Genomic DNA, 16,013 nt, shown 5'->3' with positions numbered 1-16,013 from the left:
ACAGCTGCAGAAGGAGCGTACTACGGGCTTACGGGGGGCGGTGGAGGGGTGGGGTCGGGCTGGTGGGTGGGTGCCCGGGGTGGGTGCCGGGGGGTGGGGCGCCGCTCCGGCGGGAGGTGTCGGCCGGGTAGAAAGGGGGGATGCGGCGAGATCGGGACCAGGGCCAGGGGCAGGATCAGGGAAAGGGGCGGGACCAGGAGCAGGGGCGGGGCGGCGAGGGCGCTGTCGCGAGGCCGGACCGACGGACCGTGCTGGCGGACGCGGCGATCGGCGTGCTCGCGGACGCGGGCGTGCGGGGGCTGACCCATCGGGCGGTGGACGCGGCGGCCGGTTTGCCGATCGGTACCACCTCGGCCTATCTGCGGACCAGGCAGGCGCTGCTGACCGCGCTGGTGCGACGGCTGGTCGAGCTGGACCAGCGTGAACTGCAGACCCTGGGGGAGCGGGCGGTGCTCCGATCGGCGGACGAACTGGTGCAGAGCATCCGGGAGTTGATGCGACGCCGACTGACCGGTGAGGGGCGGCGACGCTCGCTCGCCCGGTACGCCTGTGCGGTCGAGAGCGTGCGCGACCCCGAGCTGCGGGAGATCCTCGTGCCGCGGGAGAACGCGGGGCGGGCCGTCGTCCGGGCCTTCCTGGCCGATCAGGGTGTCGCCGACCCGGACGGGCGGACCGCCACGCTGCTGGCCTGCATCGACGGGCTGGTCTTCGACCGCCTGGTCGGTGGCGGTGAGACCGGGCCCGACGAACTCCAGGGGCTGGTGACGGCCGCCCTCCGCGGGGCGACGGGCGGTTAGCGCGGCCGGGGAGGCGGCCGGGTGGGTGGCCAGGACGGTGAGCCTTGTTCTGTCGCAGCCGATCGCCGAATAGCGGTCGAGCCCCGGGCCGGGGGTGACGCCGGAAGCCCACGGCCCGGCCGGCGGTCGCCGTTCATCCATCGGGTGTGGGTGAACTGCCGTCAGGTCAATCAACCGTCAAGTTGGTTTATTCACAGAATGTTCCGGGGGAGAGCGACAGGAAGTCAGGGACAATTCCGCCGCCACGAGGTCTTCACAGGGAGATCTCAGACTGACAGGCTGGGGCCGCCCTTTCAGTACGGAGGAGGTTCCTTGTCCCGCATATCCACGTTGGCCGGAGCGGTCACCTGCGCGCTCGCCCTTGTCACCGGAACCGCTGTGGCCGCGTCGGCCGCGCCGATCGACCAGGCCCCGGGTGCGGCGGCCGCCGAAGCGAAGGTCGACCCCGTCGACTGGAAGCCCTGTAACCCCGACCCGACCAAGCCGGATCCGGGCGGCTTCGACTGTGCCGTCTACCCCGTGCCGCTGGACTACGACGACCCGTCGGGCCAGAAGGTCGGCATCGCCATGATGCGGCACCGCGCCAGCGACCCGGCCAAGCGGATCGGTTCGCTGTTCCTCAACCCGGGCGGTCCCGGCGGCAGCGGCTACATGTGGGCGACCACCACCCGCTTCGGCGCTGAGGTGCAGGCCAAGTTCGACCTGGTCGGTTTCGACCCGCGCGGGGTGGCCCGGAGCAACCCGCTCAAGTGCTTCAAGACCCAGGAAGAGGCCGACGCGGTCAACAACCGCATGGTGGGCGTGCCCGTCACCAAGGCCGAGGTCGACGAGACGCTGGACGCCGACCAGGACTACACCGACGCCTGCAGCAAGAACGCCGGCCCGCTGATCGAGCACATGTCGACCATCAACGTGGTCCGCGACCTCGACCGGATGCGTCGTGCCGTCGGTGACTCCCAGCTGACCTTCGCCGGGTTCTCCTACGGCACCCTGATCGGTTCCACCTACGCCGCCATGTACCCGAACAAGGTGCGCGCGGTGATCGTCGACGGCAACGTCGACCCCAACCTGCGCCTGCACAACGGCCTGGAGTACGACCGTCAGCGGGCGGGCGGCTTCGAGATCGCCCTGGACGAGTTCCTCAAGCGCTGCCAGGCCGCCGGCGCCCCGCGCTGTGCCTTCGGCGACGGCGACACCCGCGCCAAGTTCGACGCGCTCCGCGACCACCTGCGGACCAGCCCGATCACGCTGGCGAACGGCTCCCAGGTGACGCTGAGCAGCTTCACCAGCGAGGTGGCCAGTGCGCTGTACTCGCAGGCCAAGCTGGCTCCGCTGGCGAAGTCGCTGCAGGCCACCTACCAGGTGATGCAGAAGCCGGCCGCGGCCGCCCTGCTGGCGCCGAAGGCGAACGTCTCCGACGACGAGGCCAACCAGCTCACGGTGAACGTCCCGCGGGCGCTGCGCGAGGCCCCGGCCGACTCCGAGTACGCCGGTGACGACTCCTACATGGGCGTCAACTGCCAGGACAAGCCGTACCCGTCGAACGACCGGGTGTTCGCCAACGTCGCCCGCGCGTGGGAGAAGGAGTCGCCGACCTTCGGCCGCTACCAGGCCTTCGACGCCCCGGCGTGCGCGAGCTGGCCGGCCCCGGCCCGGGACGCCGAGCGCTTCACCGGCCCCTGGAACAAGAAGACCTCCAACACCGTGATGGTGGTCGGCAACCTCTACGACCCGGCCACCCAGTACAAGTTCGCCCAGCGGATGCAGCAGGAGCTGGGCAATGCCGTGCTGGTCAGCGTCGACTCCATCGAGCACTGCGCCGTCGGCCGTAGCAAGGCGCTGAACGCGCTGGTCACCCGTTACCTGGTGGACGGCACCGCGCCGCAGCCGGGCCAGCTGCTCAAGCCGGACGCCGAGATCTTCCCGGCGGCCTGAGGGATCTCCTCTCGAACGACCGGCCGTTGAGGCCGGGGCTGTGGTGGCCGACGATCCCGTCGGCCACCACAGTCGTGTGCGGCGGCCCGTGCTCCGGGGCGAGCGGAGGCAGCGCAGAGTGCGGAGGGCGGGGAGCGCGCGGAGATGGTGGAGAACGCGGCAGAAGATCGTCATCGAACCTCCCGGTGGAGCGGATTCCAGCGACTTGCGGTGGACCGTAGTCGATGCCACTGACAATCGGCACCTGATTTATCGGTGCGGCAGCCCGCTTCCAGGGCACAGGAAATGACGTACAGTCACATTAAGTCGTAAATGAATTCACAAAGCCGAATACGGCTGTTAGCGTGCCGCTCGCCATACTCTCTCGAACCCGAGAAAGCGGGGGAAGCGCATGCGAAACGAATTCTCCGGCCGGTCCGCTCCTGAGCCGCGGCTCGCGCGGGGCGCCGAAGCGAGCTGCACTGAGCCGAGTTGCACTGTGCCGAGCGGCGCCGGGTTGGGCAGAGCGGGGCCGGGTCGCGGGGGCGTTGGCCTACCGCCCGCCGCACCCCGGCCCGTGGTCCGGCCCGTACCCCGGCCCGTAGTCCCCCCGTAGCCTCGGCCCGCCGCCGCTAGGCGGCCTGCTCCGGCTCCTCCTCGAGGATCCGTCCGTCGTGGAGTTCGATGACCCGGTCGGCGAGGTTCATCAGCGTCGGGTCGTGGGTGGCGACCAGGACGGTGACGCCCTCGCTCCGGACCACGGCGCGCAGCAGCTCCATGATCGAGCGGCCGGTCTCCGAGTCCAGCTGGCCGGTGGGCTCGTCGGCGATGATCAGGCCGGGGTCGTTGGCCAGCGCGCGGGCGATCGCGACGCGCTGCTGCTGGCCGCCGGAGAGCTCGCCGGGCCGCTGGTTGGCGTGGTCGGCGAGGCCGACCAGGGCGAGCAGGGTGTGTGCGCGCTCCTCGCGCTCGGCCGGCGGGACCTTGCGCAGTCGCATCGGCACGCCGACGTTCTCGGCGGCGGTGAGCATCGGGATCAGTCCGAAGGACTGGAAGACGAATCCGATCCGCTCCCGCCGCAGGGCGAGTCGGCCGTCCTCGTCCAGGCCGCCGAGGTCGGTGCCGTCCAGGACGATGCTGCCACTGGTCGGTGCGTCCAGGCCGCCGACCAGGTTGAGCAGGGTGGTCTTGCCGGATCCGGAGCGGCCCTTGAGCGCGGTGAGTTCACCGCGCTCGATGGAGAAGTCGATGCCGCGCAGGGCGTGGACGGCCCGCTCCCCGCTGCCGAAGCTGCGCCGCAGATCGGACACGGCCACCATCGGGCCGGTGGCCGTCAAGGTGGTGTCGGCGGCCTGGTCTTGCGTCATGCGGCGTCCCCCTGGGGTGGTGACTACCCGGTTCTGTCCGGGTCAACGGATGAGGTGGTTTCGTGGGTTCAGCCTCCCGAGCAGAGAATTCGGAAAAGAGAAGTTCCCTGGTCAGAAGGAGGTCGGCGAACCCGAGGTCATGAAGTGTGCATGGCATTTCATCGGCTTCTCCCTGCTTGGGATGTCGCCAATAGAAAGAATTTGCTCATTGCTTACTTGATTCGCGCAAGTCCCTTCCGTTCCCGGATCAGATCTGACAGCATCGTCCGCTATCCGGCGACCGATGCCGGTGATCACTGCGCCGGTACGCCCATGGGGTGCCCGTCCGTGACCGACGAGGGTCCGGAACGGATCGACGGGTGGGGGCTGGATCGCGACCGGGTCTGAGACCGGGGGAGGAACTTGATGCTCGGCTTCGTCGTGCGCAGAGTGCGCGGGCGACTGCCGCTGGCTGCTGCCGTCCTGCTGACGGTACTGATCACCACGGCGGTACTGACCGCTCTGGTGACCTTCAACAGCAGTGTCGGCCAGGCCGGCCTGCGGCAGGCGCTCCAGGGACCGGGCCATGCCCGGACCGCTGTGGTGGTGACCGCGGAACACGGCTCCGACCAGCGGCAGAAGGACGAGGAGGCGCTCGCCTCCTACCGGCAGAAGCTCTTCGGGGATCTACCGGTCCACACCGACAGCCTGCTGCGCAGCCGTTCCTTCGGCCTGTCGGGCGCTGACGCCCCGGCGGCCGGGACCGGTGCGGCCCATGGCGCTCCGGCGGGCGGTCAGTCCAGCACGGACAAGGTCGACCTGACGGTCCTCGCGGATCTCGACCGCTCCCGGGTGAGCCTGGTCGCCGGTGCCTGGCCGGGTGCCGTCACCGGTCCGGTCCGCTCCGCGGCCCCGCAGGTCGCCGTGCCGCAGACCATGCTGGCCCGGCTCGGCCTGACCGCCCAGGCGCTGCCCGTGGACGTCCCGCTCACCGACCGGCTCGACGGCACGGCGCTGACCGTCCGGGTGACCGGCGTCTACCGGGCCGCCGACCCGTTCGCCGCGTACTGGCGCATCGACCCGGTCGGCGGCCACGAGGTCGAGACCGGCGGATTCACCACCTACGGCCCGATGATGGTCGACCGGAGCGCCTTCGCGGCCGGTGCCCTGCCGCAGAGCAGCCGCGGCTGGCTGCTCGACGCCGACTTCGCGGGCGTCGACCAGGACACGGCCGAGGCCATCGGCGACCGGGTCCAGCCCCTGGCCGACGACCTGCGGAAGACCTCCGGTCTCGCCGCCACCACCGAACTTCCCGACCTTGTACACGAGTTGTCGGCCAGTCTGATGGTCGCCCGGTCCACCCTGCTGATCGGCGCACTGCAACTCGCCGTGCTCGCCGCCGCGGCCCTGCTGCTGGTGGTCCGGCTGATCTCGACCCGCCAGGAGCGGGAGAACGAACTGCTCGCCGCCCGCGGTGCCTCCGGCGCCCGGCTCGGCGGTTTCACCGCCCTGGAGGCGGTGCTGCTCGCCCTCCCGGCCGCGGTGTTCGCACCCCTGCTCACCCCGTTCCTGGTCCGCGTCCTGGCCGGCCTCGGCCGCGCCCACCAGGTCGCCCTGGACACCCGGTTGAGCTGGACGCTCTGGCCGGTGGCCGTGGCCTGCGCCCTGCTGTGCATCGCGCTGGCCAGCGCGCCCGGCCTGCTGCGCGGCGCCGGTGCCGCGCTGCGCCGCAAGGCCGGCCGCCGCCAGGCGGTGGTCTCCGGCATCGTCCGCAACGGCGGGGACCTCGCGGTGCTCGCCCTGGCCGTGCTCGCCTACCAGCAACTCGACCAGTACGGCGGCGGACTGTCCGCCGACTCCTCCGGCCGGCTCGGCGTCGACCCGCTGCTGGTCGCCACCCCCACCCTCGCGCTGTGCGCGGGGACGCTGGTGGTGCTGCGGCTGCTGCCGCTGGTCGCCCGGCTGGGTGCCCGGGTCGCCGCCCGGGGCAGCGGCCTCGGCCCGGCCATGGTCGGCTGGCAGCTGTCCCGTCAGCCCGCCCGGGCCAACGGGCCGGTGCTGCTGCTGGTGATGGCGGTGGCCACCGGCGTGCTCGCCCTCGGCCAGCACGCCACCTGGACCGCCTCCCAGCGCGACCAGGCCGCCTTCGGCACGGCCGGCGGCCTGCGCATCTCCGCCGCCCACACCGCGCTGATGGGCCAGGGCGGACGCTACGGCGCACTGCCCGGCGGCGACCGGCTGATCCCGGTCTACCACGAGCAGCAGCCGCTCCAGAACGGCACGGGCCAGCTGCTCGCCCTGGACACGGCCGCCGTCGCCGACCGCGTCCCGATCCGCGCCGACCTGCTCGACGGGGCCGACCGGGCGGCGGTGTTCGGCCCGCTCGCCCAGCCGGCGCCGACCGGCGTCAAGGGCGGGGTCCCGCTCCCCGGCCGCCCGCTGCGGATCGACGCGGACCTGTCCATCCGGCAGACGGTCGACACCACGGGCCTGTACACCGGCCGGTACCCGATGGCCCCCTCCCCGCCGGAGGTGACCCTGCTGCTGCGCGACCGCAACGGCTACGTCCACAAGGCCCCGTTCGTCGGCCTCCCGGTGAGCGGCCGGCAGCACGCCTCGGCCCCGCTGACCACGCTGGTCGACGCGCCGATGGGCTCCGTCGCCGCGCCGCTGACCCTGGTCGGGGCGACCGTCTCCTACAGCGACCGGGCCGAGGGCGAGGTCACCGTCGGCCGGCTGGCCGTCTCGGACAGCGCCGACGGCCCCGCGACCGAGGTCCCGGTGCCGGCCGGCCTCTCCTGGAAGGGGGACCTGGTCGACGGACCGGCGCTCAGGAGCGGGGAGCCCCCGTTCGTCACTGTCGCGCCCGAACCCGCTGACGCCGGGCGGCTGTTCACCGCCGCCTACCGCTTCGCGAAGGGCACCGGCCTCTCCCTGCGGGCCGCTCTCGGCATCGCCGGGGCGGACGCTCCGACGACCGTGTCCGGAGTCGCCACCAAGGACTACCTGAAACTCATCGGCGGCTCCGCCGGCGACGTCGTCCGGGTGCCGTTCGCCGGGGGCGTCGTCCCGGTCAAGATCACCAAGGCGATCGAGGCCGTGCCGGTCGGCGGCCGCAGCGCGCTGGTCGTCGACCTCGACACCGTGGCGCGGCTACTGGCCGCGCAGGGCCGGGCGCTGCCCAGCCACGCCGAGTGGTGGCTGCCGGCCACCGGGCCCGGCGACCGCGCTCCGGCCGAACTGGCCGCCGCGCTGCGGGCCGCCCCGGGCACCCAGGACGTCCAGCTCTACGACGAGGTCACCGAGGGAATGCTCAGTGACCCGGTGGGCGCCGCCCCGCAGAACGCGCTGATGGCCATCGCGCTCGTCACCGCCCTGCTCGCCGCGATCGGCTTCGTCGCCGCGGTGGCCGGCTCCGCCCACGAGCGCGCCCGGGACTCCGCGCTGCTGCTCGCCCTGGGCGCGCCGCGCAAGCAGGTCACCCGTACCGTCGCGGCCGAACAGGCGCTGCTGGTCGGGCTCGGCGGGACGGTCGGGCTCGCCCTCGGCGCCCTGCTGGTCCACCTGATCGTCCCGTTCGTCGTCCTGACACCCGCCGCCCACCGCCCCTTGCCCGAGGCCCTGATCGACCTGCCCGTCGGCCAGGCCCTGCTGTTCGCGGCCGCGATCGCCGTCGCCCCGCTGCTGTCGGCCTTCCTGATCGGACGCCGCCGTCGAGACGTGGCCAACCGGCTGCGCCACGTGGAGGAGATGTGACCACCCAGGCCGGCACCCGCGTGCCCGTCCCCGACATTGCCCACCGCCCCGCGCGCTGGGTCCCCACCAGGCTGCGGGCGAACCCGCTGGCCGCGCTGCTCATGGCAGTGCTCGCATTCGTCACCGTCTTCCTGGCGGCGGCCTTCCCGCGGATCGCGGACCGGGGCGCGGACGCGGCGCTGCACGACTTCGTCGGCCAGAAGGGCCTCAACGCGACCAGCCTCCAGGTCACCTCCCGGACGCAGGGCGACGACAACGCCGTCGTGCTCGACCGGGTGCAGCGGCAGCTGACCGGGACGGTCGGCCGACAGCTGACGCTGGCCCAGGCGGGCCAGGCCCACGGCACCCGCGCCCTCAGCGGGCGCACCATGCGCAATCGGGAGTACGTCCGGCTCTCGGACAGCACCGACCCCGAGCTCGGGCTGTTCTACCTCCAGGACCTGGCCGACCGGGCCACCCTCACCGACGGCACCTGGCCGACTCCCGGCACCCGCGACGGTCCGCTGCCCATCGTGCTGAGCAGGACGGCCGCCGACACCATCCACATCAAGCTCGGTGACGTCATCGACAACGGCGTGGACGGACCGGGCGCCCAGCGGACCACCGTGGTGGTCGGCTTCTACCGGATCAACGACCCCCAGGACCCGTTCTGGGACAACCTCGGCTGCCCGGCCCGGGCCTGCCTCAAGCCGGTGCCCGAGCACGAGCACTGGGCGACCAGCGGGTTCGTCGACGGCGACAGCCTGCCCGCGCTGGCCCGCTGGGGCGCGGGCGCCGAGAACTTCTGGCGGCTGCCCGTCGACCCCGCCTCCCTGCGCGCCGACCAGCTCGGCCGGACCAGGACCGCGGTCAGCTCCTTCCTGACCGGGCCCGGTGCCACGGCCCTGTCCAGGGCCACCCTGCGGGGCGACCTGCGGACCGGCTCCAGCCTCCCCGACATCCTGAGCCGGGCGGACGACCGCTACCGGGCGTCGTTGCCGCTCAGCACGATCGGTCCGGCCGGTGTCGCGGGTGTCGCGATCGTGGTGCTGTTCCTCGCGGCAGCGCTGACCACCGACCGGCGCGGCGCGGAGATCCGGTTGCTGCGGGCCCGTGGTGGTTCGCGGACCGGGGTGTTGGGGCGGTTGGTGGGTGAGGGTGCGGTGACGGTGCTGCCGGCGGCGGTGGCCGGTGCGGCGCTGGCGGTGGTGCTGCTGCCGACGCCGCGCTGGGAGGGCGCGATGGTGGCGGCGGCGGTGGCGGCGCTGATCGCGTTGCTGGCCTTCCCGGCGCGCGCGGCGCTGTTGTGGTCGCGTGGGCGGGGGGCCGGTGGTCGGCGTCGGCTGGTGGGTGAGCTGGCGGTGCTGGCGGTCACCGTGGCGGCCGTGGCCGAGGTGAGGCGCCGGGGTGTGGGCACGGGTGGCGGGTTGGATCCGCTGCTGGTGGCCGCGCCGCTGCTGCTGGCGGTGACGGGTGGGCTGGTGCTGGCGCGGATCGAACCGGTGGTGGTCGGGCGGTTGGCGGCGCTGGCCGGGCGGGGCCGTGGTCTGATCGCGTTCCTGGGCCTGGCCCGGGCGGCCCGGGACAGCACGGGGCGGCGCCGGCCCTCCGTGCTGCCGCTGCTCGCCCTGCTGATCGCCGTGACCACCACCGGTTTCGGTGCCACCGTGCTGGACACCGTCGACCACGTCCGCACCCGGGCCGCGCGGATCGCCACCGGCGGGGACATCGGCGTCTCCCTGCCCGACTACGCGACCCTCGGCGAGTCCTTCACCAAGGCCGCCGACGCCCTGCCCGGCGTCCACGCCTCCACCGCGGTCTGGGTCGAGCCCAAGGCCCGCTTCGTCGGCGCCGACCAGGACTACACCGAGGCGTACCTGGTGATGGTGGAGCCGGCGGCCTACGCCGAGATCTCCCGCACGGTCGGGGTCGGCGAGTTCGACCCGGCGAAGCTGGCCGGGACCTCGGGCGGCCGGGACACCCCGGTACCCGCCCTGGTCAGCCGCGACCTGACCAAGCGCCTGGCCGCCGGGCCGGCCCGGGTGCGCACGCCCAACGGCAACGACCTGCACCTGAGCGTCGCCGCGACCGTCGCCGCGACCCCGGCCCTGCCCGACCCGGGCAAGCCCTTCGTCGTGGTTCCGGCCGGTCCCGCCTGGGAGCGCCTGCCGGACGCGAAGCGGGTGAACAAGTGGTTCGCCGTCGGGGACATCGACCCCGAGCAGGTCAGGTCGGCCCTGCGGGACAACGGCGGCGCCCAGCCGACGGGTCTGGCCAAGCTGGTCGCGGACGACGCCGCGGCCGCCGGCAAGGGAACCCACGGCCTGCCCGTGGGGTACACGGTGCACAGCAGCGCGGAGACGGTCACCGCGCTCGCCGACGATCCGTTGCAGCACGCCGCCGAGCGGCTGTTCTGGTACGCGGCCGCCGCCGGAGCCGGCTACGCTCTGCTCGCCGTGCTGCTGACGCTGTTCCGCGCCGCACCCGACCGCACCGCCGTCCTCGCCCGGCTGCGCACCATGGGCCTGCGGCCCCGCCAGGGCCTGGCGCTGATCATCACCGAGGCACTGCCGCAGACCCTCGCGGCCGCCGTCGGCGGCGGCCTGGTCGCCCTCGCGGCCGTCGCCCTGCTCGGCGGCGCCTTCGACATCTCCACCCTGGTCGGCGCCAAGGTCGGCGAGGTCATCACCCCCGTCCTCCTGCCGGTCCTGCTGCCCACCGCGGGCCTGGCCCTGCTGGTCGGCCTCGGCATCGTCCTGGAGACCCTCGTCGCCGGTCGACGCCAGATCGCCACCGAACTCCGAGCGGGGGAACAGTCATGACACCGCGACGGGCACCGGCCGGGGCCGCCGCCGTGGGAACGGCCTGCACCGGACCGGCTACCGGAACCGGACCGACCGGCCGGACCGCACCGACCGGCCGGACCGCACAGACCGGCCGGGACGCACAGACCGGCCGGGCCGCACAGACCGATCGCACCGACCGGACCTACCGGACCGTCGAGACAGGAGAGCAGCCGTGAAGAGCACTTCCCAGGAGCGGCCGGCGGTCGAGGCTCCCAGCCTGCAGGAGCTCCGGCAGCGGGCCCTGGCCGCCGCCTCGCCCAAGGCCTACGGAGCGGGCGCGGCCATCGTCTGCGACCGGCTGGTCCGGATCTTCAGCGCCGAGGGGATCGAGGTCCAGGCCCTGCAGGGTCTGGAGCTGACCATCCAGCAGGGTGACCTGGTCGCCCTGGTCGGGGCCTCCGGCAGCGGCAAGTCGACCCTGCTGACCATCCTCGCCGGCCTCGACGTGCCGACCGCGGGCACCGCCACCGTCGCGGGCTGCGACCTGCTGGAGATGGCCGCCAAGGAACGGCTGCGCTACCGCCGCGAGGTGGTCGGCTTCATCTGGCAGCAGACCGCCCGCAACCTGCTGCCGTTCCTGACCGCCGCCGAGAACGTCGCGCTGCCGATGCAGTTGCGCGGCCGACGGAGCGGGGCGAGCGGCTCGAAGCAGCAGGCCGCCCGGGTGGCCGAGCTGCTGGAGGCCCTGGAGATCGGGGACCTCGCCCACCGGCGCCCCAACGAGCTCTCCGGCGGTCAGCAGCAGCGGGTCGCGATCGCGGTGGCGATGGCCAACAACCCGCCGGTGCTGCTCGCTGACGAGCCGACCGGTGAGCTGGACTCCGAGACCGCGGGGGTGATCTTCGAGTCCTTCCGCACCGTCAACCGGGAGCTCGGCACCACCGTCGTGATCGTCACCCACGACCCGATGGTCGCGGGCGAGGTCCGTCGCACGGTGGCCATCCGGGACGGGCGGACCAGCAGCGAGGTGCTGCGCCGCACCGTGACGGACGAGCACGGTGAGGAGTCGGTCAGCGAGCGCGAGTACGTGATGCTCGACCGCGCCGGACGGGTCCAGCTGCCCGTCAAGTTCCTGGAGTCGCTCGGTATGGAGCACCGGGTGGCGGTCGACCTCGCGGCCGACCACATCGAGGTCCGTCCGGACGACCTCGCGGGGAGCTGAGATCGGGGGGAGCCGAGATCGCGGGAGCCGAAGGGGCGGTTCCTCAGCCGTCGCCGCCCGTCCGCTGGAAGAGGCCGCTGCCCTCGGCCTCCTGCCGGAGGTCGGGCGGCGCGGTTCCGCCGGTGCGCTCCCCCCGGGAGGGGGCGGTGCAGCGGGCGAAGAGGAACAGGGCACCAGCCGCCGCGGCGAGGATGCCGAGCGCGGTCAGGACGCGTAGCCAGGTCAAGGGTGCCTCCTGGGGGCGGTGCGAGGGAGCGCCGCCGGGGTGTATCGGCAGCTCGGCCCGCACGGTCGAGTGCCCACGGTGGGGGTTCTTCCCGTCGACTGGTGCGCAACAGGTGGCCTACGCGGGCGCTCGAAGCACAGGAGGGGCGCGTCACATGGCTTCGCGCGCCCCCGTGGCGGTGCTGACGGCCTGACCGGTCCGCTCCTCGGCCAGCGCGCGCAGGGCCGGCAGGTCGGGCTTGCCCAGCCCGGTCAGCGGGATCGCCGGCAGGAGCAGGACGGCGTCCGGGACGCACCGGGCGTCCCCGCGCTCCCGGGCCCAGTGGCGCAGCTGGTCCGCCGTCACCCGGGCGTGCGGAGCCACCGCGACGGCGGCGTGGACGCGCTCCAGGCGGTCCGGGTCGGTGCTGGTGAACATCACCGCCTCGCGTACGTCCGGATGGCTGCGCAGCGGCTCCTCGACCTGATGAGGGAACACATTGTGCCCCTCGACGATCGCTATCGCGTCCCGTCGGCCCGACACCGTCAGGTAGCCCGCCGTGTCCAGGCTGCCCAGGTCCCCGGTGCGCAGCCAGCCCTCCCGCAGCACCCGCGCGGTCAGCTCCGGGTCCCGCCAGTAACCGGCCATCGCGGTCGGGGTGCGGACGCAGATCTCCCCGGTCCGGCCCGGCGGCAGCGGCGCACCCTCCTCGTCCAGGATCCGCACCCCGGTGTCCGGGTACGGGCGCCCAGCGGTCGTCAACAGCCGTGGGTCCAGGTGCTCGTCCGGGCTCAGCCGGGAGACCGGCCCGCACTCCGTCAGGCTGTACGTCTGGTGCAGCACCCGGCCCAGCCGCCGGGTCGCCTCCGCCAGCCGGCGTGGCGAGGGCGGACAGCCCGTGTACCCGACCCGGCGCAGGCTGCCGGTGTCCGTCCCGGCCAGCAGCGGGTCGTCCAGCAGCCGGTAGAGCAGGTGCGGCGGCAGGTACGCCCGGGACACCCGGTGCCGCTCCACGGCCGTGAGCACCTCCTCGGCCGCGAACCCCTCCTGCAGTACCACCGCGCCCCCGGCGGCCAGGGCGAGGTCCGCACTCGTGCCGCCGCCGTGCGCCAGCGGGGTGCAGAGCAGGAAGGACGCCCCGGACAACAGCGCGGGCCGGGGCGGACGGGCGAAGCGGCGCAGCACGCCCTTCGGCCGACCGGTGGTACCACTGGTGAACCGGATCGCCATCACGTCCTCGGGGCGGCAGCGCGGCTCCAACGGGGCGGCGGAGCAGGCCGCGGCGAGCTCCGCGAGGTCCGTGCCGAAGGCCGTCGGGCCGAGGGCGAAAGCCCCCGCGGCGGGCAGCGCCCGCGCCACCGACCCGGCCGCCGCGGCGTACCGGAGGGGGTCGAAGACCAGTGCCGCGGTCTCAGCGAACCCGGCCAGCGCCACCAGCTCGGAGACCGGGAGGTCCGGGCCGGGCATCGCCACCCGGCAGCCCAGCAGGTTGGCCGCCAGCCGCACCAGCACCGCCTCCGGGGTGTTCCCGGCGAGCACGGTGACGCCGTCCCCGGGCCCGAGCCCGGCCCGGTCCAGGGCGCGGGCCGTCCGGAACACCGAGTCCAGGCAGTCCTGGGCGGTCAGCGCCGTGGTGCCGCAGGACAGGGCTGTCCGGCCCGGATCCCGCGCCAATCCGTCCAGCACCAGCCCGGTGTACGTCCCGCCAGCCTCTGTCATGCCCACCCTTCCCGTGTCTGACGAGGCGTCAGTCTAGGGTGCGGCGGCACCACGGGTGCCGTGCGGGTGGGGCCCGCTCCTGGCGTCGGCGTCGGCGTCGGCGTCGACGTCGACGTCGGCGTCGTGCGGGGACGGGCGCCCGGCTTGTTAGGGTCGGCGGTCGATCGGACGGGGAACGGGGAACGGGGAGCGGTGGACAGCGGCGAGGCGGGGACGGCGGAGATGACGGCGGCGGCGGTGCTGGCGCCGCGTGGGGTGCTCGACCTGCGCGGCGAGGCCGGGGTGCGCTTCGTCGTGGGGTACCCGGCCGGGGCCGTGGTGGTGGTGTCCGGCCTGCCGGGAGCCGGCAAGAGCACGCTGCTGCGCCGCTGGGCGGCCGGCGGCGAGGCCGCGACCGTGGACCCGCGGACGGTGCACGAGGCCTGCGAGGCGGTGATGCCCGCGCGCCTGCCGTACGCGGTCTACCGGCCGTGGGCGCGACTGGAGCACGTCCGGCTGCTGCGGAGCTCGGTACGGCGCGGCGGACCGCTGCTGGTGCACGACTGCGGCAGCCGCGCCTGGATGCGACGTTGGCTCGCCCGGGAGGCCGACCGGCAGGGCCGCGAACTGCACCTGGTGCTGCTCGACGTCGGCGCCGCCACCGCCCTCGACGGCCAGCGGGCGCGCGGACGACACGCCTCCGCCCGGGTGTTCGCCCGGCACCACCGGGGTCTGGCCGTGCTGTCGGCGGCGTTCACCCGGTACGCCCGGTCCGGTGGACCGCCGCCGACCCCGGAGGCGGCCTCCGTACTGCTGCTGGACGCCGTCTCCCGGTCGAGGGCGGCGGCGGTCGCCTTCGGGGCGGTGCGCTGAGGATCAGCGGTGGGCCACGGGGTGGAGCCCGAGGGGCGCAGGAGGTCGGCGTCCACCCTCACCGTGACCCAGCACGGCCGGCTGCGGCCACCAGCCCGAACGGCGCCCGGTCGACCTCCTCCCAGAGCCCGGCGGCATAGGTGACTCGGCCCGGCGGCGGGCCCGCCGCGAGGAACTGGGGGGCCGGCCATCGGTTCGGCGAGCACGGCATGATGGTCCGTCCGGAGTCGGAGGGGAAGCGGGCGGATGGCGGACGAGGTGGAACGGGGCGTTCCCGAGCGGGTGTTGGCGGCCGAGCGGGGCGCCGCCCGGCTGGGGTTCGGGAAGAGCTGCACCCGGGAGGTCGGCCGGCTGCTGGCGTTCGCCGCGGCGGCCAAGCCGGGCGGGACGGTCGCCGAGAGCGGCACGGGTGCGGGCGTCGGTACGGCCTGGCTGCGCAGCGGGCTCGGGCCGGGGAGCCGACTGGTCACCGTCGAGCGGGACGGGCGACTGGCCCGGGAGGCTGCGGCGTTGTTCGAGGGGGACGAACGGGTGCAGGTGCTGCACGGGGACTGGCGGCTGCTGGAGGAACACGCGCCGTTCGACGTGTTCTTCTGCGACGGCGGCGGCAAGCGCGACGACCCCGACCGCGTGGTCGAACTGCTCGCCCCTGGCGGCCTGTTGCTCATGGACGACTTCACGCCCTCGCCGCACTGGCCGCCCCGCTACGGGGGTGAGGTCGACCGGCTGCGCCTGCACTACCTGACGCACCCGGCGCTGGAGGCGAGCGAGGTGCTGACCACGCCCGGCAGTTCGGCCGTGCTGGCCGTGCGACGGGCCTGATCACGGCACGGTGCGGGGGATGAGTGGAGGGGATGATGGGGGCATGGTGACGATCGAGACCTCCCGGCTGATCCTGCGGCGCTGGCGCGAGAGCGACGTGCCGGTGATGGCCGAGGTGCACGCGGACCCCGAGGTGATGCGGTGGATCGGCGACCGGCGGGTCCTCACCCCGGAGCTGAGCCGTGCGGCGATCGAGCGGTGGGAACGGGCCTGGGAGGACGAGGGCTTCGGGTTGTTCGCGGTGGAGCTGCGCGGGACCGGTGAACTCGCCGGGTTCACCGGCCTGGCGGTGCCGCGGTTCCTGCCCGAGGTGCTGCCCGCCGTCGAGATCGGCTGGCGGCTGGGCCGGTCGTTCTGGGGCCGGGGCATCGCCACCGAGGCGGCGACGGCGGCGCTGCGGTTCGGCTTCGAGGACTGCGGGTTGGAGCGGATCGTCAGCATCGCGCAGATCGGCAACACCGCCTCCGAGCGCGTGATGGCCAAGCTCGGTCTGCGGGCCGAGCGGGAGACCACCGTCCCCGGCAACGGCAACGCCGTCCGTGTCCACGAACTGACTCGCGCGCGGTACCTGGCCCGGGCGTCCTGACCGGGAAAACCGCTGGCCCCGGCCGGTGT

11 protein-coding genes are annotated in these 16,013 nt (G+C 73.9%); 8 read left to right on the top strand and 3 right to left on the bottom strand.

All coding sequences use genetic code 11. The features are described from left to right. Positions 1-140 precede the first annotated feature (140 nt). Together ACIQWA_RS01275 and ACIQWA_RS01270 are read left to right on the top strand one after the other, a co-directional pair. Positions 141-797, top strand: a complete 657-nt coding sequence (locus tag ACIQWA_RS01275; RefSeq protein ID WP_402476579.1) for a TetR/AcrR family transcriptional regulator — start codon at positions 141-143, stop codon at positions 795-797. 312 nt (positions 798-1,109) lie between these two features. Further along, on the top strand, positions 1,110-2,732 hold the full coding sequence (locus ACIQWA_RS01270; protein WP_402476578.1) for an alpha/beta hydrolase: 1,623 nt from the start codon (positions 1,110-1,112) through the stop codon (positions 2,730-2,732). A gap of 611 nt (positions 2,733-3,343) precedes the next feature. Here ACIQWA_RS01270 and ACIQWA_RS01265 read toward each other — a convergent pair. Further along, positions 3,344-4,078 (bottom strand): ABC transporter ATP-binding protein, encoded by a 735-nt coding sequence (locus tag ACIQWA_RS01265; protein WP_402476575.1) that lies wholly within the window; start codon positions 4,076-4,078, stop codon positions 3,344-3,346. 405 nt (positions 4,079-4,483) lie between these two features. Between ACIQWA_RS01265 and ACIQWA_RS01260 the strand changes: the two genes are divergently transcribed. From ACIQWA_RS01260 to ACIQWA_RS01250, 3 genes are all read left to right on the top strand, one after another. Further along, positions 4,484-7,813, top strand: a complete 3,330-nt coding sequence (locus tag ACIQWA_RS01260) for an FtsX-like permease family protein (protein WP_402476573.1) — start codon at positions 4,484-4,486, stop codon at positions 7,811-7,813. Further along, the gene (locus tag ACIQWA_RS01255) at positions 7,810-10,614 is read left to right on the top strand and encodes a hypothetical protein (protein WP_402476570.1); all 2,805 of its coding nucleotides are present in this window, start codon (positions 7,810-7,812) and stop codon (positions 10,612-10,614) included. The genes ACIQWA_RS01260 and ACIQWA_RS01255 overlap by 4 nt, the downstream gene beginning before the upstream one ends. Positions 10,615-10,810: 196 nt before the next feature. Continuing rightward, positions 10,811-11,800 carry an ABC transporter ATP-binding protein gene (locus ACIQWA_RS01250; RefSeq protein ID WP_360240893.1) on the top strand — a complete coding sequence of 330 codons (990 nt, stop codon included), beginning with the start codon at positions 10,811-10,813 and terminating at the stop codon, positions 11,798-11,800. Positions 11,801-11,843: 43 nt separating this feature from the next. On the opposite strand, the gene ACIQWA_RS01245 is transcribed toward ACIQWA_RS01250, so the two are convergent. After that, entirely contained in the window at positions 11,844-12,026 is a 183-nt protein-coding gene (locus tag ACIQWA_RS01245; protein ID WP_360240896.1) for a hypothetical protein, read from the bottom strand. A 150-nt stretch (positions 12,027-12,176) separates the two neighbouring features. After that, positions 12,177-13,724, bottom strand: coding sequence for an AMP-binding protein (locus ACIQWA_RS01240; protein WP_402476567.1), 1,548 nt, complete (start codon positions 13,722-13,724; stop codon positions 12,177-12,179). 192 nt (positions 13,725-13,916) lie between these two features. Here ACIQWA_RS01240 and ACIQWA_RS01235 point away from each other — a divergent pair, with 192 nt between their 5' ends. From ACIQWA_RS01235 to ACIQWA_RS01225, 3 genes are all read left to right on the top strand, one after another. Beyond that, the gene (locus ACIQWA_RS01235) at positions 13,917-14,576 is read left to right on the top strand and encodes an AAA family ATPase (RefSeq protein ID WP_402476564.1); all 660 of its coding nucleotides are present in this window, start codon (positions 13,917-13,919) and stop codon (positions 14,574-14,576) included. 246 nt (positions 14,577-14,822) lie between these two features. Then, the gene (locus ACIQWA_RS01230) at positions 14,823-15,398 is read left to right on the top strand and encodes an O-methyltransferase (protein WP_402476561.1); all 576 of its coding nucleotides are present in this window, start codon (positions 14,823-14,825) and stop codon (positions 15,396-15,398) included. A 43-nt stretch (positions 15,399-15,441) separates the two neighbouring features. Further along, positions 15,442-15,984, top strand: coding sequence for a GNAT family N-acetyltransferase (locus ACIQWA_RS01225; protein ID WP_402476558.1), 543 nt, complete (start codon positions 15,442-15,444; stop codon positions 15,982-15,984). Positions 15,985-16,013 lie beyond the last annotated feature (29 nt).

The sequence above is a fragment of the Kitasatospora sp. NPDC098652 genome (genome assembly GCF_044760155.1).
GTDB lineage: Bacteria > Actinomycetota > Actinomycetes > Streptomycetales > Streptomycetaceae > Kitasatospora.
This window is presented reverse-complemented; position numbering and strand designations above follow the sequence as displayed.

What these genes read in the sequence shown, in the direction of transcription:
- ACIQWA_RS01240 (WP_402476567.1), bottom strand. Translation starts at nt 13,724, where the DNA reads ATGACAGAGGCTGGCGGGACGTACACCGGGCTGGTGCTGGACGGATTG.
- ACIQWA_RS01225 (WP_402476558.1), top strand. Translation starts at nt 15,442, where the DNA reads ATGGTGACGATCGAGACCTCCCGGCTGATCCTGCGGCGCTGGCGCGAG.
- ACIQWA_RS01260 (WP_402476573.1), top strand. Translation starts at nt 4,484, where the DNA reads ATGCTCGGCTTCGTCGTGCGCAGAGTGCGCGGGCGACTGCCGCTGGCT.
- ACIQWA_RS01265 (WP_402476575.1), bottom strand. Translation starts at nt 4,078, where the DNA reads ATGACGCAAGACCAGGCCGCCGACACCACCTTGACGGCCACCGGCCCG.
- ACIQWA_RS01230 (WP_402476561.1), top strand. Translation starts at nt 14,823, where the DNA reads ATGGCGGACGAGGTGGAACGGGGCGTTCCCGAGCGGGTGTTGGCGGCC.
- ACIQWA_RS01275 (WP_402476579.1), top strand. Translation starts at nt 141, where the DNA reads ATGCGGCGAGATCGGGACCAGGGCCAGGGGCAGGATCAGGGAAAGGGG.